This window comes from Elioraea sp. (assembly GCF_022842375.1).
Taxonomy (GTDB): domain Bacteria; phylum Pseudomonadota; class Alphaproteobacteria; order Acetobacterales; family Acetobacteraceae; genus Elioraea_A.
Window position 1 is genome coordinate 123,755 of the sequence record NZ_JALHPR010000003.1, and the last position, 21,069, is coordinate 144,823.

Consider the following 21,069-nt stretch of genomic DNA (forward strand, 5'->3'; position numbering starts at 1 on the left):
TCTCAAGGTTCCCGCCATTCCCGTTCACTCCCTGTCGCGGGGCTGCGCCGCCGCTTTCGTTGCCTCGCCCGCCCGCCGCGCCGATCCGCGGCGGCGCCCGCGGGCGACCTCCGCCCAGTAGGTGTCGGTGACGGAGGCGAGATGGTCGCGCATCGCCTGGTCTGCCGCGTCGCCGTCGCCGGCAAGGACGGCATCGAGGATCATCCGGTGCTCCTGCACCGTCCTCTCGCGGGATGTGCGGCTGACGCTCGTGGTCGTGCGCTGTTCGGTGAGCCAGCCGCGCATCGCCTCGCCGAGCGCGGCGATGATGGGGTTGGCGGCCACCGCCGCGATCTCGCTGTGGAAGGCGACGTCGGTGCGGGAGAAGGCGGCGGGGTCGGCCAGGGCGTCGCGGTTCACCTGCCAGGCAGCCTCGATCCGCGCGCGGTGCGCCGCATCGGCGGCGATGGCGGCATGGCGGGCGATGCCGCCCTCGAAGAACTGCCGCGCCTGCTGCAGGTGCCGGACGTTCTGGGGCTCGGCCAGGAGCAGCCGCACGGGGGCGGAAAGGCTCTCGATCAGCCCGTTCGCGGTTGGACGCGCGACCCGCGCACGCTCGCCGTTGGCGACCCTGACAAGGCCGGTGCGCTCGAGCGTGAGAAGCGCCTGCCGGACCGCCGGGCGGCCGACGCCGAAACGTTCCATCAGCTCGCGCTCGGAGGGCAGCGCCTCGCCTTCGCCGAGATGCGCCGACAGGATCAGCGCCTCGAGCTGGGCGGCAACCTCGTCATGCACCTTGCGTCGTTGCACCGGTGCAAGCGGCAGGGACGCGCTGGACACGCGGCACCGCTCCTTGTTCGTTTCACTCCAGGCTATATCCTAGGTTCAAAGGCCAGGGCGCCGCAAGCTCCCCGGGCGCCAGCGGGCGCCCCCTCGCCAAGCGGGCGCGCCCGGTTCATCCTCGCTTCACCAGCAGCTTCTCCCGAGGAGACCGAGAACCGATGCAGACCCCCGTGATCGAGGGCGTCAGCGCCTGGGCTGACGAGCTCACCGCGATCCGCCGCGACATCCACGCCCACCCGGAAATGGGGATGGAGGAGCACCGCACCGCGGCACTCGTCGCCGCGAAGCTCAGGGAATGGGGCGTCGAGGTCACGGAAGGCGTCGGCAAGCTCGGCGTCGTCGGCACGGTGAAGGGCACGCGGCCGGGGCAACGCGCCATCGGGCTTCGCGCCGACATGGATGCGCTGCAGATCCCGGAGGCGACGGGCGCGCCCTGGGCCTCGACCAACCCGGGCGTGATGCATGCCTGTGGGCATGACGGGCACACCACCATGCTGTTGGGCGCTGCCCGCTGGCTCGCGCAGAACCGCGATTTCGCCGGCACGGTGCACCTGATCTTCCAGCCGGCCGAGGAAGGCCGCGGTGGTGCGCGCGCGATGCTGGCGGACGGGCTGTTCCAGCGCTTCCCGTGCGATGCCGTCTATGGCCTGCACAACAAGCCGACGATCGCGGCCGGCCGCTTCGCCACCCGCAAGGGCCCGACGCTGGCCGCGGCAGACCGCTTCGCCGTCACCTTCAAGGGAACCGGCGGGCATGGCGGCTCCACCCCCCATCTCGCGACCGACGTGACGATCGTGCAGGCGCATTTCGTGCTCGCGTTGCAGACCATCATCGGCCGCAACGTGCCGGCACTCGAGAGTGCCGTGCTCAGTGTCGGGTCGATCGCTGGCGGCTCGCCGCTCTCGTCGAACGTGATGCCGGCGGAACTCGTCGTCACCGGCACCTCGCGCAGCTACAGCCCCGCCGTGCGCGAGCTGCTCGAGCGCCGGATCGGCGAGCTGGCGCAGGGCCTGGCGTTGGCCCATGGCTGCACGGCGGAGGCGGTGTATCGCCGCGGCGTCTCGGCCACCGTGAACCACGCCGAGCAGACCGACGTGGCACTCGCCGTCGCCGCCGGGCTGGTGGGCGAGGAGGCGGTGAACGGCGCGATGGTGCCCGTGACGGGGGCGGAGGATTTCGGCCTCATGCTCGAGGCCTGCCCTGGCAACTTCATGTTCATCGGCGGCGGCACGGGGGCGGACGGCACCTCGCCCAACCTGCACACCCCGCATTTCGACTTCAACGACGCGATCATCCCCCTCGGCGTTGCCTACTGGGTCGGCCTGGTCGAGCAGGAGCTCGGCTTGCAGCGCCAGGGGTGAGTGTACTGCCTGACGGAACGCCCCCCGGCGCCGTCTCAAAGTGCGTGACACAGGCAAAAGGGAGTGCCGAAGCCTGTCGCAGTGCTGTAGCATCCGTGCAAAGGCCGGATGGGTGACATGCGCGCAGCGGTGACGCTGTGGCCGCCCCTTCCGGTGGGGGGCTACCAATCGGGAGACTGAGCATGACCGAAGACGATCTTCGACAGCTGATCGGCCGCGTGAAGCGTGGCTCACTGTCACGCCGTGGCTTCATCCGCCGGATGGCCGCCGTTGGCCTGACCGCGCCGATGGCGACGCAGATCCTCGCCGTGGCCGGCGCCGCGCCCGCCATGGCGCAGAGCGTTCCCGCCTATCGCCCGACGCGTGCGGGCGGCGGCGGCGCGCTCAAGATTCTCTACTGGCAGGCCTCGACGCTGCTGAACCCGCATTTCGCGGTCGGCACCACGAACCAGGATTCGAGCCGCGTCTTCTACGAGCCGCTCGCCGGCTGGGCGGCCGACGGCACGCTGCACCCGATCCTGGCGGCCGAGATCCCGTCGGTCGACAATGGCGGGCTCTCGGCGGATGGCCGCTCCGTCACCTGGAAGCTGAAGCGCGGCGTGAAGTGGCATGACGGCCAGGATTTCTCGGCCGACGACGTCATCTTCAACTACGAATACGCGCGCAACCCGGCCGTAGCCTCGACCAGCTCCGGCTCCTACCGCGACGTGAACGTGACGAAGGTCGACGATCACACCGTGAAGGTGGAGTTCGCGCAGCCGAACCCGTTCTGGGCCGACGCCTTCGTCGCCTCCGTCGGCATGCTGATCCCCAAGCACCTGTTCAAGGACTTCGCCGGCTCGAACGCCCGCGATGCGCCCACCAATCTCCGCCCGGTCGGCACGGGCCCCTACAAGTTCACCTCCTTCGCGCCGGGTGACCTGCTGCGCGGCGAACGCAACGAGAACTACCACCTGCCCAACCGGCCCTTCTTCGACACGATGGAGATCAAGGGTGGCGGCGATGCGGTCTCGGCCGCCCGCGCGGTGCTGCAGACGGCCGACTATGACTATGCCTGGAACCTCCAGGTCGAGGACGAGATCCTCAAGCGCCTCGAGGCGGCCGGCCGCGGCAAGGTCAACGTGATCGAGGGCGGTGCGATCGAATTCATCCAGCTCAACGCGACCGACCCCACCCGCGAGGTTGACGGCGAGCGTGCGCATATCAGCACCGAGCACCCCGCCTTCCGCGACCCCGCGGTGCGCCGGGCGATCGCGCTGCTGCTCGACCGCAAGTCGATCGAGGAGTTCATCTACGGCCGCGGCGGCCCGGCGACGGGCAACTTCCTCAACAACCCGCCGCGCTTCCGTTCCCCGAACATGCCGATGGAATTCAACGTCGACCGTGCCAACCAGGTGCTCGACCAGGCAGGCTGGGTGCGGGGGCGTGACGGCGTGCGCGCCAAGGACGGGGTGCGGCTGCGGTTCGTCTACCAGACCTCGGTCAACGCGCCGCGTCAGCGCACGCAGCAGATCCTGCAGCAGGCCGCGCGGCGCGCGGGCATCGAGCTCGAGCTCAAGTCGGTCACGGCTTCGGTGTTCTTCTCGTCGGACGTGGCCAACCCAGACACCTTCGGCAAGTTCTTCGCCGACATGCAGATGTACACGACGACCATGCCGCAGGCCGATCCGCAGCGGTTCATGAACCAGTACGTCTCGTGGGAAGTGTCGCAGAAGGCGAACTCGTGGCAGGGGCGCAACATCGTCCGCTGGCGCAGCGCCGACTATGACGCTGCCTTCCGCGCGGCCGAAGGCGAGCTCGACGTGGTGAAGCGGGCCGCCCTCTTCATCCGCATGAACGACCTGATCGTCGGCAGCAACCACGTGATCCCCGTGGTGATGCGCCCGACGGTCAGCGGCAGCCTCAACACGCTCAGGCCTGCCATCAGCGGCTGGGACCTGACGATGTGGCTGCTGTCCGACTGGTACCGCGAAGGCTGAGACCGCAAGCGCGCGCCGCGTGACGCAGTATCTCATCCGACGTTTGCTGATCGCGATCCCGAGCCTGCTCGGGATCAGCGTCATCCTGTTCACGGTGCTGGCGCTGGCTCCCGGAGACCCCTTCGAGGAGCTGGCGACCAACCCCGCGATACCGCCCGAGGTGCGCATGCAGCTGCGTGCGAGCCTCGGGCTGGATGACCCGATCCACATGCGCTACTTCGCCTGGCTCACTTCGATGCTGCGGGGCGAGTGGGGCTTCTCCTTCGTCAGCCGCATCGATGTCGACCAGCTGATCATGCAGCGCCTGCCGACGACGCTGCTGGTCATCGGCACCTCGCAGATCGTCGCCCTCGCCGTCGCGCTGCCGGTCGGCGTGCTGGCGGGAACCCGCCCCTACTCGACGTTCGACAAGGTGGCCAACACGCTCGCCTTCGTCGGCTTCTCGTTGCCCACCTTTTTCACCGGGCTGCTCTTCATCCTGTTCTTCTCGGTCTATCTCGGCTGGCTGCCCTTCGTGTACCGCACCAACATCGCCGGAAGCGGGCTGCCCTGGGTGTGGGAACACATCAAGCAGATGATCATGCCGGTGATGGTGCTCGGCCTGTTCCAGGGTGCCGCGCTGGTGCGCTTCGTGCGCTCGGCCGTGCTCGACGTCATCCGGCTCGACTACGTCACCACCGCGCGGTCGAAGGGCCTGGCCGAGCGGCGGGTGGTGATGAAGCACGTGGTGCGCAACGCGCTCATCCCCGTCGTCACCCTAATCGCGCTGCAGATGCCGATCGTGTTCGGCGGCGCGATCGTGACCGAGCAGATCTTCCGCGTGCCCGGCATCGGCTCGCTGCTGATCAGCGCGATCCTGTCGAACGATACGCCCGTGATCATGGCCGTGACGTTCGTGTTCTCGTGCCTCGTCATCTTCTTCAACCTCATGGCCGATGTGCTCTATGGCTGGCTCGACCCCCGCATCAGCTACCGCTAGCGCCCCGGCCGTCGACGCGGGCCATGGCGCTGGCACGACGCCGGCAGGCGCATCGGCGCGCCCGCGCGTCTCCCCGTGGGAGGAGGCGTGGCGGCGCTTCCGCAAGCACAGGCTCGCCGTGGCGAGCGCGGTGGTGCTGTCGTTCATCATCCTCGCCGTTCTGGTCGGCCCGCTGTTCTGGACCGTGGCGATCGACGAGATCGACTTCCGCGCGCGCCTCCAGGGCCCCTCCTTCGCCCACCCGCTTGGCACCGACGATCTCGGGCAGGACCTGCTCGCGCGCATGCTCTATGGCGGGCGGATCTCGCTCGCCGTCGGCTTCGCGGCGATGCTCGTTGCGGTGCTGCTCGGCACGCTGATCGGCTCGCTGGCGGGCATGGCGTCAGGCCCTGTCGATGCCGCGCTGATGTGGCTGACCGACCTGTTCCTCTCGCTGCCCGAGCTGCCGCTGCTGCTGCTTGTGATCTACCTGTTCCGGGAACCGCTGCGCCAGGTGGTGGGGCCCGAGATGGGCGTGTTCATCCTCATCGTCGGCGTGATCGGCGGGTTCCGGTGGATGCCGGTCGCACGCCTCGTGCGCGCGCAGTTCTTCTCCCTCCGCGAGAAGGAGTTCGTCGAGGCGGCACGCGCGCTCGGCGCCTCGACGCCACGGCTGGTGCTCCACCACATCCTGCCGAACGCGCTTGGCCCCGTGATCGTTGCCGCCACGATCGACATCGCGGCCGCGATCATCGCCGAGAGCACCCTCTCCTTCCTCGGCCTCGGCTTCCCGCCTGACGTGCCGACCTGGGGCCGGCTGCTGTTCGACGCCAAGGACAACCTCGATTTCGCGCCGCACTGGGCGCTGTTCCCGGGGCTTGCGATCTTCTTCACGGTGTTGACCATCAACTTCGTCGGCGACGGTCTGCGCGATGCGCTCGACCCGAGGAGGGTGATCTGACCGCGCCGACCCTCGCCGCGGCACCATCGCCGCAGGCCCCCGCCACGCCGGCCGATACGCTGCTCGATATCCGCGGCCTCAAGGTGCATTTCCGCACCGATGACGGCTGGGTGCGCGCGGTCGATGGCGTCGACATCCGAATCGGCCGCGGCGAGACGGTCTGCGTCGTGGGCGAGAGCGGCTGCGGCAAGACCGTCACGGCCATGACGGTGCTGAAGCTCATCGCCATGCCGCCGGGCAAGATCGTCGAGGGCCAGATCCTCTGGCAGGGGCGCGACATCGTGCCGCTCAGTGCCGACGAGATGCGCAAGATCCGCGCGCGCGAGATCGGCATCGTGTTCCAGGAGCCGATGACCTCGCTCAACCCCGTCTATACGGTGGGCGAGCAGATCGCCGAGGTGGTGCAGCAGCACGAGAAGCTGGGCAAGCGCGCCGCGATCGACCGTGCGGCCGAGATGCTGAAGCTCGTGAACATCCCCAACCCGCAGCGGCGCGTGCACGACTATCCACACCAGTTCTCTGGCGGCATGCGCCAGCGCGTGATGATCGCCATGGCGCTCTCCTGCAACCCGAAGCTCCTGATCGCGGACGAACCGACCACCGCGCTCGATGTCACCATCCAGGCGCAGATCCTCGACCTGCTCGACGAGATGAAGGACCGCCTCGGCATGGCGGTGATGCTCATCACCCATGCCATGGGTGTTGTCGCCGAGGTCGCGCAGCGCGTCATCGTGATGTACGCGGGCAAGGTGGTGGAGGAGGCGCCGGTGGAGGAGCTCTTCGCCAACCCGCGCCACCCCTATACCCAGGGCCTCATCCGCTCGATTCCGCGGATCGACCTCGCGGCGCTCAAGAAGACCAGGCTCGAGGCCATCCCCGGCAGCGTGCCGAGCCTGCTTCGCCCGCCCACCGGCTGCCGCTTCGCCGCGCGCTGCCGCCACGCGATGGACGTCTGCCGCGAGGCTGAGCCGCCGCTCGTGACCGACGCGAACGGCCACAAGGTCGCCTGCTTCCTCACCGCCGCCCCATGAGCCCGATGCAGGACGCCTCGCCGATGACCGAGCCGCTGCTGCGCGTCCGCGACCTCGTGAAGCGCTTCGCCGTGAAGGGCGGCATCCTCCGCCGCACCGTCGATGAGGTGCATGCCGTCAGCGGCGTCTCGTTCGACCTCCAGGCCGGCGAAACGCTCGGCCTCGTCGGCGAATCGGGTTGCGGCAAGTCCACCACCGGGCGCCTCATCCTGCGCCTGATCGAGCCCACCTCCGGCGAGGTGCGGTTCGAGGGCCAGGACGTGACGGCGCTGTCGCGCGAGCAGATGGGCCCGCTCCGGCGGCACATGCAGATCATCTTCCAGGACCCGTTCGCCTCCCTGAACCCGCGCATGACAGTGGGCACGATCATCGCCGAGGCGCTGGTGATCCATAAGCTCTCCGGCAACGCCCGCGGGCGCGAGGACCGCGTGGTCGAGCTGCTCGAGACGGTGGGCCTCAACGCCGATCACATGCGCCGCTTCCCGCACGAGTTCTCGGGCGGCCAGCGCCAGCGCATCGGCATCGCCCGCGCTCTCGCCGTGTCTCCCAAGCTGATCATCTGCGACGAGCCCGTCTCGGCGCTCGACGTCTCGATCCAGGCGCAGGTTGTGAACCTGCTCGAGGACCTGCAGGAGAAGTTCGGCCTCACCTTCCTGTTCATCGCGCACGACCTCTCCGTGGTCGAGCACATCAGCGACCGTGTCGCGGTGATGTATCTTGGCCGGATCGTCGAGATCGCCTCGGCGCGCGACCTCTACACCACGCCGCTGCACCCCTATACCGAGGCGCTGCTCTCGGCCGTGCCGATCCCCGACCCGAAGGCCAAGCGCAACCGCATCCGGCTGCAGGGCGACGTGCCGAGCCCGCTGAAGCCGCCCTCAGGCTGCCACTTCCACACGCGCTGCCCGATCGCCAGGCCCGACCCGTGCGCCACGCAGGTGCCGGAACTGCGCCAGACCAGGCAAGGCCACTGGGTGTCCTGCCACCTGAGGGACTGAGCGCGCCCTCAGTCGACGTCGAGGGCGAGATGGGCGACGCAATCGCCCCTCTCGCAGCGGGCGGGGTGGCGCTGGCACACCACGATGCCGTCGCGCTTGAAGAAGCACTCCGTCGGCGGGCGTGCGGGATCATCGACGAAATGCACGCGGCCGCAGAGGTCGCCCTTCCGCACCGCATCGCCGATCTCGGTGGCTGGCTCGAACACGCCGGCATCGGGCGCGTAGACGAAGCAGGCCTGGTCGGGCACTTCCATCATCCGCGTCGGCCGCGGCTCAGGCGGGCCGCCGGGGAGGATGCCCATGAAGCGGAGGTGGCGGATCAGCCCCTCCTCCGCGAAGGCGAGGCCGGCGCGGTTGAGCGAGCCGCCGCCGCCGAACTCGCCGCCGAGCGCCGCCACGCCGCGCTTCATCGCCGCCCCCGGCGAGTAGCGCGGGTCAGCCCCCTGGCGCCAATGCAGAGAGACCGGGGCGGCGAAGGCGCGCAGTGCCGCCATGCCGCGCGCGTTCACGGCCGCATCGGGCCCCTCATGCGTCGAGGCGAAGGGAAGATAGGCGAGCGACCCGCCACCGGAGTGGAAATCGTGGAACAGGTCGGCCAGCGGGAACAGGACGCTGTCGACATAATGCGCGATCTGCGACGTGACCCCGCCATCGGGCGAGCCTGGGAACGAGCGGTTGAGGTTGCCGCCATCGATCGGCGACACCCGCGTACCCGCCATCGCCGCCGGGAGGTTGAGCGCCGGCAGCATGATGACGCGGCCACGGATCGTTTCGGGCCGAAGCTCGCGGATCAGGTTGCAGACGGCGACCTGGCCCTCGTACTCGTCGCCATGGTTGCCGGCGGAGAACAGGGCCGTCGGCCCCTCGCCGTTCTTCACCACAGCGACCGGAATGGCGATCGTGCCGTAGGCAGACCGCGTGACGGAGTGCGGCAGGTGCAGCCAGTCGACCTGGCGGCCATCCCGCGCATAGTCGACATCCGTCCAGAGCCGCGTGCTGCCCCCCGCCATCTGCCCCGCCACCGCTGCCTCCCCGCGCTGTTTCGTTGCGCCATCTTCCGATGCAACCCGCTGCGCGACAAGCCTCGCCGTTGCCCTCGGCGAACGGAGGTGCTTTCATCGCGCGAACAACGGGAGGCAGAAGAACGTGCGTTTGTTCACCGCAACCCTCGCGACAGAATCGAACACCTTTGCGCCAATGCCGACCAGCCTCGCCGCGTACAAGGAGGGCGTGTTCCTGCGCCCCGGCGAGCATCCGGACGATGCACCGCGCATGTGCACAGCACCCCTGTTCGTGGCCCGCCAGCGTGCCGCGGCCGAGGGGTTCACGCTGATCGAGGGAAGCTGCTTCGCGGCCAGCCCCGCCGGCACCACCAACCGCGCCGATTACGAGATGATGCGCGACGAGATCCTCGATCAGCTCAAGGCCGCACTCCCTGTCGATGGCGTGCTGCTCGGCCTGCACGGCGCGATGGTCGCGCACGGCTATGACGATGTGGAAGGCGACATCATCACCCGCGTGCGCGACATCGTCGGGCCCAAGGTGGTGATCGGCGTCGAGCTCGACCCGCACTGCCACCTGACGAAGGTTCGCGTGAAGGCGGCCGACATCACCATCCTCTACAAGGAGTTCCCGCACACCGACGTGTCGGAGCGTGCGGAGGAGGTGTTGACGCTCGTGCTCGCCACGCTGCGCGGCGAGGTCAAGCCGGTGACGAGCGTGTATGATTGCCGGCAGATCAGCTCCTACCCGACGACGCAGCCGCTCATGCGCGCCTTCGTCGACAAGGTGAAGGCGATGGAGGGCCGCGACGGCATCCTCTCCATCTCGATCGCGCACTGCTTCCCCTATGCCGATGTCGAGGAGCTCACCGGCCGCGTGCTCGTGATCACGAACAACGACAAGGCGAAGGCCGATGCGGTGGCGACAGCGCTCGGCGAGGAATTCGTCTCGATGCGCGGCAAGACGATTCCGCCGTATGAGTCGGTCACGGGCGGCATCGCCACCGCGCGCGGCCACAATGCCGGGCCCGTCGTGGTGGCCGATCCGGCCGACAATGCCGGCGGCGGCGCGCCGACCGACAACACCACCATCCTCCGCCACCTGATCGAGACGAAGGCTGAGAGCGCGGCGCTCGCCCCGATCTGGGACCCGATCGCGGTGCGCCTCTGCTTCGATGCCGGCGTCGGTGCGACGTTCCCGCTCCGCTTCGGCGGCAAGATCGCGCCGAGCTCGGGCCAGCCGATCGATGCGATGGTGACGGTGACGGCACTCGCCCCCGATGCCTGGCAGAGCTTCGGGCCGACCAAGGTGCCGCTCGGCGATTGCGCGGCGATCAAGGTGGGCGATGTCGAGGTGGTGCTGATCGCCAACCGCACCCAGGCGCTCGGCCTCGAGATCTTCCGCAACCTCGGCATCGAGCCGACCGAGCGGAAGATCATTGTCGTGAAGTCGACCAACCATTTCATGGGCGCGTTCGGGCCGATCGCTGCCAAGGTGATCTACATCGACAGCGACGGGCCGCTGTCGCGGGATTACCGCAAGCTTCCCTACACGAAGGTCGCGCGCCCGATCTGGCCGCTCGACGAGGTGACGCAGCCTGGACTCATTCTCTAAGCAGAACCGGAACGGCAACAGGGAGAACCGGACAATGAAAACGACACGCAGGACCCTGATGGGCGGAGTGGCCGCCGCGGCGGTCACGCCTGCCATCGTGATCGCGCAGCCGGCGCCGCCGGCCAACCGCACCGTGCGCGCCATCCTGCACGGCGACATCCCCACCTTCGACCCGATCTGGACGACGGCCAACATGGCCGCCAACCACGGCGCGCTGGTGTACGACACCCTCTTCGGCATCGACGAGAAGGTCACGGCGCAGCCGCAGATGATCGGCCGCCACGGCTTCTCCGACGACAAGCTCACGCTGACCATGGAGCTGCGCGACGGCCTGAAATGGACCGACGGCACGGACGTGACGTCGCGTGACTGCGTCGCCTCCATCCGCCGCTGGGCGGTGCGCGACGGTGCCGGCCAGCACATGATGCAGCGCGTGACCGACGTGTCGCCCGGCGATGCGCGCACCATCGTCATCAAGTTCAGGGAGCCCTACGGCATCGCCCTCGATGCCATGGCGAAAACCTCGACCCCCTTCTGCTTCATGATGCGCGAGAAGGAAGCGTTGACCGACCCGATGCAGAAGATCGAGACCACGGTCGGCTCCGGCCCGTTCATCATGAACGAGCGCGAGACGCGGCCTGGCACGCAGTATGTCTACGACAAGAACCCGAACTACCGGCCGAGGAGCGAGCCGCCGTCATGGATCGCCGGCGGCAAGGTCGCGCATGTCGATCGCGTGATCATCCAGAACGTGCCGGATGCACAGACCGCGATCGCTGCGTTGCAGGCGGGCGAGGTCGACTATGTCGAGACACCCTCGCTCGACAGCGTGCGCGACCTCGAGCGTGACCGCGACATCATGCTGGCCCCGCGCAGCCCGCTCGGCGATGTGGGCTGGATCAGGCTGAACTTCCTGCACCCGCCCTTCGACAACGTGAAGGCGCGCCAGGCCGTGCTGTGGGCGGTGAACCAGGAAGCCCACATGCGGGCCTCCTTTGTCGACCCGCGCTTCTACCAGAAATGCGGCGCGTACCTCACCTGCGGCACGCCGATGGAGAACGATGCGAACACGGAGTGGTTCAGGAACGGACCGAACCCCGAGCGCGCGCGCCAGCTTCTGCGCGAGAGCGGCTACAACGGCCAGCCGGTGACGCTCATGCAGGCGACCAACATCGTCTACATGAACAACACCGCGCAGATCCTGGCCCAGGAGCTTCGCGGCATCGGCTTCAACATCCAGATGGTGCCGATGGACTGGTCGGGCGTGGTGCAGCGCCGCGCGTCGAGGGCAGCGCCGGACCAGGGCGGATGGAACATCTTCCTCACCTCCGCCGACGGTCTTTCCTCGGGCAACCCGATCTGGGCCGCAGCGCACGCGGCAACGGGCGAGCGCGGCTGGTTCGGCTGGCCGTCGGACGAGAAGCACGAGCAGCTGCGCAACGCCTGGGTTTCCGCCCCCGACCTCGCCGCACGGCAGAAGATCGCGCGCGAGATGCAGGAGAATGCCTGGAACTTCGTGCCAACCGTCTATTACGGCCAGTGGAAGCAGCCGGTCGCGCATCGCCGCAACGTCACCGGCTGGATCGCAACACCGGGCTGCGTGCCGTTCTGGAACGTCCGCAAGACCTGATGCAGCGTTCCGTTCCGTTCCCCCTTCCCGCAGCGATGCGGGAAGGGATTTCCCTGTGTGACGGGCGCGGCGGATGATCGCCTACATCATCCGCCGCCTCATCGCGACGATCCCGGTGATGTTGCTGGTCGCGATCATCGTGTTCCTGCTCGTGCATCTCGCGCCCGGCGACCCGGCGAGCGTGATCGCCGGCGACAATGCGACGTCCGACCAGATCGCGGCGATCCGCGCGGCCCTCGGGCTCGACCGGCCCTTGTGGGAGCAGTTCGCCATCTGGATCGGCAACGTTCTGCAGGGCGATCTCGGCCACTCGCTGTTCTGGAACCGCTCGGTGTCGGAGCTGATCCTCCAGCGCGCCGAGCCGACCATCTCGCTCGCGATCACGACACTGATCCTCGCGGTGACGATCTCGATCACCCTCGGCGTGCTCGCTGCCTGGAAGGCCGGCTCCGGCCTTGATCGCGCGGTGATGGGCGTTGCCGTGACGGGCTTCTCGGTGCCGGTGTTCGTGGTCGGCTACCTGCTCGTGTTCGTGTTCGCGATCCAGCTCGGCTGGCTGCCGGTGCAGGGCTACCGGCCGATCGCCGAGGGCCTCTGGCCCTGGCTCGAGCGGCTGATCCTGCCCTCCATCGCGCTCGGCCTCGCCTATGTCGCGCTGATCGCGCGCATCACCCGCACCACCATGCTCGAGGTGCTGGCCGAGGACTACATGCGCACGGCGGAGGCCAAGGGCGTTGCGACGCGCCCGATGCTGCTGAAGCATGCGCTCAAGAACGCCGCGGTGCCAATCGTCACCATCGTCGGCATCGGTGTCGCGCTGCTGATCGGCGGCGTCGTGATCACCGAGACGGTGTTCAACATCCCTGGCATCGGCCGTCTCGTGGTGGACGCGATCGCCAGGCGCGACTACCCGATCATCCAGGGCGTGATCCTGGTGTTCTCGGGCGTGTACGTGCTGGTCAACCTCGCGGTCGACATCTCCTACACCTTCTTCGATCCCCGGGTCCGCTACTGATGGCGGGCGCGGCAGCAGAGGCGCCGATCGCCGCGCGGCCAGGTGGGGCGCGCGTGTTCATCCGCCGCAACCCGACGATCGTGATCGGCGGTGCGCTGCTCGTCATCATGCTCATCCTCGCCGTGCTCGCCCCCTTCATCGCCGGCGATCCGCTGCACGTGAACCCGGTGAACAGGCTGCAGCCACCCGACCTCGCGAAGCTCTTCGTCCCCGGTGCGGTGGATCGCTTCGGGACCGACAATCTCGGGCGCGACGTGTTCGCGCGCACCATCTACGGCGCGCGCGTGTCGTTGCTCGTCGGCATCTTCGTGGCGTTCTTCTCCACCACGATCGGCCTCTTCGTCGGGCTCGCCGCCGGCTACTACCGCGCGCTCGACACGGTGATCATGCGGCTGATGGATGCGCTGATGGCGATCCCGGGCATCCTGCTCGCCATAGCACTCGTCGCACTCACGCGCGGCGGCGTGCCGGTGGTGATCTTCGCCATCACCATTCCCGAGATCCCGCGCGTGGTGCGCCTTGTCCGCGCCGTCGTTCTCACGGTGCGGGAACGCCCCTTCATCGACGCGGCCGTCTCGGTCGGGTCGCGGCCGAAGAAGGTGATCCTCCGCCACATCCTGCCCAACACGCTCGCCCCGCTGATCGTGCAGGCCACCTATGTCTGCGCCTCCGCCATCCTCGTCGAGGCTGGCCTCTCCTTCCTCGGCGCCGGCGTGCCGCCCGAGATCCCGACCTGGGGCAACATGATCGCGCAGTCGCGCCTGTTCCTCTCCCGCGCGCCGTGGACGGTGTTCTTCCCCGGCGCGTGCCTCGCCATCGTCGTCCTCGCGATCAACCTGGTGGGCGACGGGTTGCGCGACAGGCTCGACCCGCGGCTTGCAAGGCGGATGCGGTGATGGACGCCGACGCACCACCCCTCCTCTCGGTCGAGGACCTGCAGACGCATTTCTTCACCGTCGATGGCGTGACGCGCGCGGTCGATGGCGTGAGCTTCACGGTGGCGGCGGGCGAGACCCTCGGCATCGTCGGCGAGAGCGGCTGCGGCAAGTCCGTCACCGCACTCTCGATCCTGCGCCTTCTCCCCCAGCGCATCGGCCGCATCGTCGGCGGCCGCGTGGTGTTCGAAGGCACGGACCTGCTCGGCCTCGACATCGGGGCGATGCGCGAGATCCGCGGCAACCGCATCGCGATGATTTTCCAGGAGCCGATGACGAGCCTGAACCCGGTGCTCACGATTGGCGAGCAGATCGCCGAGGCCGTGCGCATCCACCAGGGGGCCTCGCACGAGGCAGCGCTGGCGCGGGCGGAGGAGATGCTCACGCTGGTGCGCATCTCGGATGCGAAGCGCCGCCTCGGCGACTATCCGCACCAGTTCTCGGGCGGCATGCGCCAGCGCGTGATGATCGCCATGGCGCTCTCCTGCAACCCCAAGCTGCTCATCGCCGACGAACCGACGACGGCGCTCGACGTCACCGTGCAGGCACAGATCCTGAAGCTGATGATCGAGCTGAAGGAACGCACGGGGGCAGCGGTGATGCTGATCACGCACGCACTCCCGGTCGTGGCCGAAACGTGCCAGCGCGTGATCGTGATGTATGCCGGCCGCATCGTCGAAACCGCCGAGGTGACCGACCTGTTCGACCGCCCGCTGCACCCCTACACGCGCGGGCTCATGTCCTCGATCCCGCGCCTCGGGGCGGCAGCGCGCCAGCGGCGGTTGACCGAGATCCCGGGCCTCGTGCCCGACCTGCGCCAGCCCGTCATCGGCTGCGCCTTCGCGCCGCGCTGCCCGCTTGCCGATGAGCGTTGCAGGCGCGAGGCACCGCCGCTCGCGGCACACGGCAACGGCCACAGTGCTGCGTGCTGGAAGCCGGGCGAGGCCGCATGACGGAACCCGTTCTCGCCGTCGAGGGACTGACCAAGCACTTCCCGGTCGAGCGCGGCATCCTTCGCCGCGCGGTGGCCTGGGTGCGCGCGGTCGATGGCGTCGACTTCGCGATTGCGCCGGGAGAGACGCTCTGCCTCGTCGGCGAGAGCGGCTGCGGCAAGTCGACCGTCGCGCGCATGGTGCTGCGCCTGACCGAGCCGACCTCCGGCGCGATCCGCCTGGGCGGCACCGACATCACCACGCTGTCGGAAGCCGAGATGGCGCCCTTCCGCCGCCGCGTGCAGATGGTGTTCCAGGACCCCTACGCCTCGCTGAACCCACGGCTTCGCGTCGGCCAGATCGTCGGCGAGCCGCTCGAGAATTTCGAGACGTTCAGTGCCGCCGAACGCACCGCGCGCGTCGGTGCGATTCTCGCCAAGGTCGGCCTTCGCCCCGAGGCTGCCGGCCGCTACCCGTTCGAGTTCTCCGGCGGGCAGCGCCAGCGCATCGGCATCGCGCGTGCGTTGGCGCTGCGCCCCGAGCTCATCGTCGCAGACGAGCCCGTGAGCGCGCTTGACGTGTCGGTGCAGGCGCAGGTGCTGAACCTGCTGATGGACCTGCAGGAGGAATTCGGCCTCGCGTTCCTGTTCGTCAGCCATGATCTTGCGGTGGTGGAACATATCGGCCACCGGATCGCGGTGATGTATCTCGGCCATATCGTCGAGATCGGGCCGAAGGACGAGGTGCTGAGCAACCCGCAGCACCCCTACACCCAGGCGCTGATCGCCGCGGCCCCGATCCCCGATCCGCGCGCGAAGCGCGAGCGGATGGTGATCGAGGGCGACGTTCCAAGCCCGCTGAACCCACCCTCGGGCTGCCGCTTCCACACGCGCTGCCCCTTCGCCTTCGCCCGGTGCAGCGAGGAGAAGCCGGCGCTGCGCGAGATCGCACCTGGCCGCCGCGCCGCCTGCCACCTGCTCGACCAGCCGGGATGAGCGTTCTCGATCGTTTCGGCCTTACGCGCCGCATCAACGCCGCGGGCACGTTGACCCGCCTCGGCGGGCGGCCGATGGCAGCGGAGGTGGCCTCCGCGATGGCGGAAGCCGCCAGCCTCTCGCTTGACATCGCCACGCTCCAGCAGGTGGCGAGCGAGCGCATTGCCGGCCACCTCGGCGCCGAGGCGGGCATGGTCACGACCGGTGCCGCCGCAGCGCTCACGCTTGCCGCCGCAGCCTGCCTCGCGGGCAGCGACTTCGCGCGGATGGCAGCGCTGCCCTTCGCCGACGGGTTCCCGAACGAGATCCTGCTGCCGCGCACGCACCGGACGATGTATTCCCGCGCGCTCGCCGCCGCCGGCGCGCGGCTGGTCGATCTCGGCCACAACGACCGCGGCACCGGGGCGGGCGTGCGCGGCCTCGAGGCGTGGGAGATCGATGCCGCGATCACGCCCCGCACCGCCGCCTTCGCCTTCACCGCCACGCCCGAAACGATCGCGGCGCTGCCCGGCATCGCAGCGCATTGCCGCGCGCGCGGCCTTCCCGTCATCGTCGATGCGGCAGCGCAACTGCCGCCGCGCGACAACCTCCGCCGCCTGCTGGCCATGGGAGCCGATCTCGTTGCCTTCTCCGGCGGCAAGGCGATCGGCGGGCCGCAGGCCTCCGGCATCCTCGCCGGGCGCGCCGATCTCGTCGGCTCGGCACTCGCGCAGCAGCTCGACATGGATATCCGCGCCGAGGCGTGGTCACCGCCCGCCCTGCTTGCGCCGATCATCCGCGGTGCGGCACCCCCGCACGGCATCGGCCGCGGCTTCAAGGCGGGGAAGGAGGAGATCATCGGCCTCCTCGTCGCGCTCGAACGCTTCGCCGGAACCGACGAGGCGGCGGAAACCGCAGCGCTGGCGGCGCGTCTCGCGGGGATCGGCGCGGCACTCGCGGGGCTGAACAGCGTGCGGACGGAGCTGGGCCACAGCGGCCGCGCGCCGGTGCTTGCCGTCACCCTCGATCCGCCCTCGCGGGCGGCAGGGGCGGTCGCTGCTCTCCTCGCACATGATCCGCCGGTGCATGTGGGTGAGCGGCGGGTGGCGGACGGCGTTCTCCTGATCGACCCGCAATCCCTCGCGCCGACGGATGACGCAACCCTCGCCGCGGCGCTGCGCGCTGCCTGCGCCTCGGGCTGAGGGATCGATCCGGGATTGTGACGTCACCGTCACGCAGCGGTACGGAACAACGGCGCGGCTTCGCCTTCATGGCGGCAGCGATGGCGCTGTTCGCGAGCCAGGATGCCCTCGCCCGCCATTTGGCCGACCAGGCGGGCGTGCTCTCCATCCTCACCATCCGCTACTGGGCCTTCGCACTGTTCGTCACGACCTATGCCGCGCAGGCGCCAGGCGGGCTTCTGCGCATCGTCCGGTCGCGCCGGCCCGTGATGCAGGCGGGCCGCGGCGTGCTGCTCGCGGTGCAGGTGCTGATGATGATCGAGGGGTTCACGCGGCTGGGCCTCGTCGCCACGCATGCGCTGTTCGCCGCCGCCCCGCTTCTCGTCGTCGCCATGTCCGGCCCGCTGCTCGGCGAGCGCGTCACGCCGCGGCGCTGGCTCGCCATCCTGGCCGGTTTCGGCGGGGTGCTGTTGGTCCTCCGCCCCGGCGGGCAGGCGATCAGCGCCGACGCGCTCCTCGTGCTCGCCGCCGCCGTGATGTTCGCCTTCTACGCGCTGATGACCCGCCTGGTCGCTGCGCATGACAGGCCGGAGACGAGCCTGTTCTACACCGCAGTCGCCGGCGCCGCCGCTCTCACGCTCGCCGCGCCCTTTGCCTGGCGGCCGCCGCCGGTGGCGGATTGGGGCTGGATGGGCCTGCTCTGCGTCATCTCGGCCACGGGGCATCTCCTCTACATCCGCGCCCTGGCCGCGGCGGAGGCGAGCCGGCTGCAGCCGCTTGCCTATCTCCACCTCGTCTTCGCCTCCGCCTTCGGCGTCGTGCTGTTCGGCGAGGCGCTGGCGCTCGCGACCGTGATCGGGGCCGCCATCGTCATCGCAGCCGGCCTTGCTGCAATGCGGCCGGAGCGGCGCTGAGCGACAGCCGCCATGGCATGGTATGGTTGACCAACGGAGGAACGCGGGACGGCACGGATGCGCCTGGCCTTCTCCTCGTGCGAGCTTGACCTCGACCGGCAGGAACTCTGCCGCGCCGGTGCGCCTGTGCATGTCGAGCCGCAGGTGTTCGACCTCATCGCCCATCTCGTGCGGCACCGTGACCGGGTGGTGTCGAAGGATGAGCTGATCGACACGATCTGGGGCGGGCGCATCATCTCCGAGGCAGCGCTGTCGAGCAGGATCAACGCCGCGCGCCGCGCCGTCGGCGATACGGGCGAGGACCAGGCGGTGATCCGCACGGTGCACAAGCGCGGCTTCCGGTTCGTCGCCGACGTGCGCGAGGCGGAACCGGCCGCGTCACAACTGCCAATCGCGGCGGCGCCGCCCGCACCAGCACCGGTCGGCCGCGCCTCGATCGCCGTTCTGCCCTTCGCCAATGACAGCCCTGACGCAGATACGGAATATTTCGCCTATGGACTGACCGAGGACATCATCCGCCTGCTCGCGCGCTATCGCTGGCTCACCGTGCTCAGCCGCCACAGCACCTTCCCGTTCCGGGGGCGTGACATGCAGCCTGCCGAGATCGGTGCCGCCCTCGGCGTGAGATACCTGCTCCAGGGCTCCGTGCGCCGACGGGGAGAACGTGTGCGCATTACCGCCGACCTCGTCGCGGCCGGGAGCGGCACGCAGCTATGGTCGGAGGCGTTCGAGCATCGGCTGACCGACATCTTCGCGATCCAGGATGCCATGGCCGAGGCAATCGCTGCCGTGATCGAGCCCGAGCTCGCCACGGTCGAGCGTGAGCTCGCCGTCAGGCGCCCGCCCGACAACCTCGATGCGTGGGACTGCTACCAGCGCGGCCTGTTCCACCTCTGGGGCTTCACCGCACCTGGCTTCAGCGAAGCCGAGGCCTGCTTCCGCCGGGCGATCGACATCGAGCCAGGGCTCGCGCGCGCGCATGCGGCGCTGTCGTACGTCAACCTTCAGCAGGTGCTCGCGGGCGAACCGGAACGGCGGGTCGAGCGCCTTGCAGCGGCAATGTCCGCCGCGCAACGGTCCGTCTCACTGGATGAGCGTGATTGCATGTGCCACTGCGTGCTGGGCCGTGCATTGACCATGCATCGCGCCTACGCACCTGCGGTCGCCGCGCTCGAACACGCGGTCGCGCTCAACCCCTCCTTCGCGCAGGCGCATTTCGCGCTCGGCTTCACGCTGATCTGGTGTGGGCGGGCGGAGGAAGCCATCTCGCTCTCGGAGCGTGCGGCTGAACTCAGCCCGCGTGATCCGCATCTCTGGACGTTCCACACCATGCGCTCGACCGCGCACCTCATGCTGGGCGAGCTCGATGGCGCGATCCTGTTCGCCGGCATGGCGCTGAGGCACCCGAATGCGAGCCACAGGCCGCTGGCCAACCTCGTCGCCGCGCTCGGACTTTCCGGCCAGCACGACGCGGCGGCTGAGAAAGTGGCGGAGATGCTCCGCCGCAAGCCGGGCTACACGATCGCGGTGGCATGCGACGAGCTGTTCTACTGCGCCGACGAGGACTACATCGCCCGCTTCGCCGATGGGCTCCGCCGCGCCGGCCTGCCGGAGGCGGATTAGGCTGCGGCGCGCAGTGCGAGACCGGCGTGGCCAGGCCCTCGCAGCAGCGCGTCACGCACGCCTGGCATGGCAAGCGCATGCGTGGCGAGATGCTCCGCTGCCTCGGTCGTCACGCCGTCATCGAGCGTGAGCACGAGACGGGTCGGCCCGCTCCGACCGGAAGGCGGGGCGAGAAGCCAGGACAGCAGGTCAGCCGGCTGGCGCAGCACCTTCGCCCGCGCCACCTGCGCCAGCCAGTTGCGCAGTACGAGATGCGCCACGGGCCGCCAGGTTGGCTCACGCGCAGCACCGAGTGCGAGGCCTGCCGGCGGGAAGGCCGGGCGCGCGGCGGCACGGTCACGCAGGAACTCGGACAGCAGCGTGTCGCCGTCATACTCGAGATGGTCGAGCAGCATCGTGTGGCCGCGCGCTGCATCGGCCGCGATCGACACGCCGGTCGCGGCCGACGCGGCCAGCACCTCCGCGCCCCCTGCCGCGACGTCAGCCGCCAACACCGTGGCATGTCGCGAGACCGGCACGGCGAAGCGCGGCCCGATGCCCTGCATGAGCGGATCGCCCGGGCGCTGGACCGCCTGGGCATAGAGCCCGAAGGCCTTCCGCGGGAGCGTGTGCTTCGCCACCCCATGGAAATGATGGAGTGCCGCCATCGCCGCCCAGCAGACCGAAAGGGTGGGGATGGATGAGGCAGCCGCGTGGTCAAACAGCGCCGCGAGCGCGGGCCAGTAGCGCACCTCGTCGAATGGGAGCGTCTCGACCGGCGCGCCGGTGACGATCAGCCCGTCGAGCGGACCCGTCGCCGCGTCCTCGATCGGCCGGTAGGCGGCAGGCGACGCGCCGCGCGCGGCCGAGAACAGCGAGAGCGACACGGTCTCTGGCGCGGCACCGAGCAGCCTGCCCCATTGCTGTTCCGCCCGTGCCCTGTCGGGCATCAGGTTCACGAGGCCGATGCGCAGCGCTGCATCGGGCACGACAGTCGTTTCGGTGACGGGCACGCCCTCCGCCCGCAGCATCTCGGCTGCCGGAAGGCCCGGTTGAAGCAGGATCGGCATGGCACACTCTCCCGCTGGCACGTGCCCCCCGGGAATGCAGCGGGGGGATGGAGCTGGGGATGGCGGGGTGCTGCCAGCCGGCACCCCGCC

Annotated in this window: 18 protein-coding genes; 15 read left to right on the plus strand and 3 right to left on the minus strand. The window is 69.4% G+C overall.

Annotated features, from left to right (window positions below; all coding sequences use genetic code 11):
- Positions 1-24 precede the first annotated feature (24 nt).
- Positions 25-819 (minus strand): FCD domain-containing protein, encoded by a 795-nt coding sequence (locus Q0C38_RS03955; RefSeq protein WP_291295758.1) that lies wholly within the window; start codon positions 817-819, stop codon positions 25-27.
- Positions 820-980: 161 nt separating this feature from the next.
- On the opposite strand from Q0C38_RS03955, the gene Q0C38_RS03960 reads away from it, so the two are divergent.
- The 6 genes from Q0C38_RS03960 (at position 981) to Q0C38_RS03985 (ending at position 8,110) form a co-directional block, all read left to right on the plus strand.
- A complete protein-coding gene (locus tag Q0C38_RS03960) occupies positions 981-2,183 on the plus strand; it encodes a M20 aminoacylase family protein (protein ID WP_291295759.1) in 1,203 nt (400 codons plus the stop codon).
- A gap of 182 nt (positions 2,184-2,365) precedes the next feature.
- Positions 2,366-4,162 carry a peptide ABC transporter substrate-binding protein gene (locus Q0C38_RS03965; RefSeq protein WP_291295760.1) on the plus strand — a complete coding sequence of 599 codons (1,797 nt, stop codon included), beginning with the start codon at positions 2,366-2,368 and terminating at the stop codon, positions 4,160-4,162.
- 19 nt (positions 4,163-4,181) lie between these two features.
- Positions 4,182-5,141: an ABC transporter permease gene (locus Q0C38_RS03970; protein ID WP_291295761.1), complete on the plus strand. Its 960-nt coding sequence runs from the start codon at positions 4,182-4,184 to the stop codon at positions 5,139-5,141.
- On the plus strand, positions 5,107-6,081 hold the full coding sequence (locus tag Q0C38_RS03975; RefSeq protein WP_291295762.1) for an ABC transporter permease: 975 nt from the start codon (positions 5,107-5,109) through the stop codon (positions 6,079-6,081). Before Q0C38_RS03970 ends, Q0C38_RS03975 begins: the two co-directional genes overlap by 35 nt.
- A gap of 83 nt (positions 6,082-6,164) precedes the next feature.
- Positions 6,165-7,112, plus strand: a complete 948-nt coding sequence (locus Q0C38_RS03980; protein WP_291295763.1) for an ABC transporter ATP-binding protein — start codon at positions 6,165-6,167, stop codon at positions 7,110-7,112.
- 23 nt (positions 7,113-7,135) lie between these two features.
- Complete coding sequence (locus Q0C38_RS03985) at positions 7,136-8,110, plus strand: ABC transporter ATP-binding protein (protein WP_291295764.1); 975 nt, start codon at positions 7,136-7,138, stop codon at positions 8,108-8,110.
- Between the two features lie 8 nt (positions 8,111-8,118).
- Here the strand turns inward: Q0C38_RS03985 and Q0C38_RS03990 are convergent, their stop codons facing one another.
- Positions 8,119-9,120: a succinylglutamate desuccinylase/aspartoacylase family protein gene (locus Q0C38_RS03990; protein ID WP_291295765.1), complete on the minus strand. Its 1,002-nt coding sequence runs from the start codon at positions 9,118-9,120 to the stop codon at positions 8,119-8,121.
- 136 nt (positions 9,121-9,256) lie between these two features.
- Here Q0C38_RS03990 and Q0C38_RS03995 point away from each other — a divergent pair, with 136 nt between their 5' ends.
- From Q0C38_RS03995 to Q0C38_RS04035, 9 genes are all read left to right on the plus strand, one after another.
- Positions 9,257-10,726 carry a M81 family metallopeptidase gene (locus tag Q0C38_RS03995; protein WP_291295766.1) on the plus strand — a complete coding sequence of 490 codons (1,470 nt, stop codon included), beginning with the start codon at positions 9,257-9,259 and terminating at the stop codon, positions 10,724-10,726.
- Positions 10,727-10,760: 34 nt separating this feature from the next.
- Complete coding sequence (locus Q0C38_RS04000) at positions 10,761-12,356, plus strand: ABC transporter substrate-binding protein (RefSeq protein ID WP_291295767.1); 1,596 nt, start codon at positions 10,761-10,763, stop codon at positions 12,354-12,356.
- A 73-nt stretch (positions 12,357-12,429) separates the two neighbouring features.
- Entirely contained in the window at positions 12,430-13,371 is a 942-nt protein-coding gene (locus Q0C38_RS04005) for an ABC transporter permease (RefSeq protein ID WP_291295768.1), read from the plus strand.
- Complete coding sequence (locus Q0C38_RS04010; protein WP_291295769.1) at positions 13,371-14,267, plus strand: ABC transporter permease; 897 nt, start codon at positions 13,371-13,373, stop codon at positions 14,265-14,267. Before Q0C38_RS04005 ends, Q0C38_RS04010 begins: the two co-directional genes overlap by 1 nt.
- Positions 14,267-15,259, plus strand: coding sequence for an ABC transporter ATP-binding protein (locus Q0C38_RS04015; protein WP_291295770.1), 993 nt, complete (start codon positions 14,267-14,269; stop codon positions 15,257-15,259). The genes Q0C38_RS04010 and Q0C38_RS04015 overlap by 1 nt, the downstream gene beginning before the upstream one ends.
- On the plus strand, positions 15,256-16,233 hold the full coding sequence (locus tag Q0C38_RS04020; RefSeq protein ID WP_291295771.1) for an ABC transporter ATP-binding protein: 978 nt from the start codon (positions 15,256-15,258) through the stop codon (positions 16,231-16,233). Before Q0C38_RS04015 ends, Q0C38_RS04020 begins: the two co-directional genes overlap by 4 nt.
- Positions 16,230-17,414 carry an aminotransferase class V-fold PLP-dependent enzyme gene (locus tag Q0C38_RS04025; RefSeq protein ID WP_291295772.1) on the plus strand — a complete coding sequence of 395 codons (1,185 nt, stop codon included), beginning with the start codon at positions 16,230-16,232 and terminating at the stop codon, positions 17,412-17,414. Before Q0C38_RS04020 ends, Q0C38_RS04025 begins: the two co-directional genes overlap by 4 nt.
- A 68-nt stretch (positions 17,415-17,482) precedes the next feature.
- Positions 17,483-18,307 (plus strand): DMT family transporter, encoded by an 825-nt coding sequence (locus Q0C38_RS04030; protein WP_291295773.1) that lies wholly within the window; start codon positions 17,483-17,485, stop codon positions 18,305-18,307.
- A gap of 57 nt (positions 18,308-18,364) precedes the next feature.
- Complete coding sequence (locus Q0C38_RS04035) at positions 18,365-19,930, plus strand: winged helix-turn-helix domain-containing protein (protein ID WP_291295774.1); 1,566 nt, start codon at positions 18,365-18,367, stop codon at positions 19,928-19,930.
- On the opposite strand, the gene Q0C38_RS04040 is transcribed toward Q0C38_RS04035, so the two are convergent.
- On the minus strand, positions 19,927-20,979 hold the full coding sequence (locus Q0C38_RS04040) for a homoserine O-succinyltransferase (RefSeq protein WP_291295775.1): 1,053 nt from the start codon (positions 20,977-20,979) through the stop codon (positions 19,927-19,929). The two genes, Q0C38_RS04035 and Q0C38_RS04040, sit on opposite strands and share 4 nt — an antisense overlap.
- Positions 20,980-21,069: the final 90 nt, after the last annotated feature.

Coding starts and splice junctions, on each gene's coding strand:
- Q0C38_RS04005 (WP_291295768.1), top strand. CDS start 12,430: ATGATCGCCTACATCATCCGCCGCCTCATCGCGACGATCCCGGTGATG.
- Q0C38_RS04040 (WP_291295775.1), bottom strand. CDS start 20,979: ATGCCGATCCTGCTTCAACCGGGCCTTCCGGCAGCCGAGATGCTGCGG.
- Q0C38_RS04000 (WP_291295767.1), top strand. CDS start 10,761: ATGAAAACGACACGCAGGACCCTGATGGGCGGAGTGGCCGCCGCGGCG.
- Q0C38_RS04020 (WP_291295771.1), top strand. CDS start 15,256: ATGACGGAACCCGTTCTCGCCGTCGAGGGACTGACCAAGCACTTCCCG.
- Q0C38_RS04015 (WP_291295770.1), top strand. CDS start 14,267: ATGGACGCCGACGCACCACCCCTCCTCTCGGTCGAGGACCTGCAGACG.
- Q0C38_RS03965 (WP_291295760.1), top strand. CDS start 2,366: ATGACCGAAGACGATCTTCGACAGCTGATCGGCCGCGTGAAGCGTGGC.
- Q0C38_RS03990 (WP_291295765.1), bottom strand. CDS start 9,120: ATGGCGGGGGGCAGCACGCGGCTCTGGACGGATGTCGACTATGCGCGG.
- Q0C38_RS04010 (WP_291295769.1), top strand. CDS start 13,371: ATGGCGGGCGCGGCAGCAGAGGCGCCGATCGCCGCGCGGCCAGGTGGG.
- Q0C38_RS04025 (WP_291295772.1), top strand. CDS start 16,230: ATGAGCGTTCTCGATCGTTTCGGCCTTACGCGCCGCATCAACGCCGCG.
- Q0C38_RS04035 (WP_291295774.1), top strand. CDS start 18,365: ATGCGCCTGGCCTTCTCCTCGTGCGAGCTTGACCTCGACCGGCAGGAA.
- Q0C38_RS03985 (WP_291295764.1), top strand. CDS start 7,136: ATGACCGAGCCGCTGCTGCGCGTCCGCGACCTCGTGAAGCGCTTCGCC.
- Q0C38_RS04030 (WP_291295773.1), top strand. CDS start 17,483: ATGGCGGCAGCGATGGCGCTGTTCGCGAGCCAGGATGCCCTCGCCCGC.
- Q0C38_RS03975 (WP_291295762.1), top strand. CDS start 5,107: ATGGCTGGCTCGACCCCCGCATCAGCTACCGCTAGCGCCCCGGCCGTC.
- Q0C38_RS03960 (WP_291295759.1), top strand. CDS start 981: ATGCAGACCCCCGTGATCGAGGGCGTCAGCGCCTGGGCTGACGAGCTC.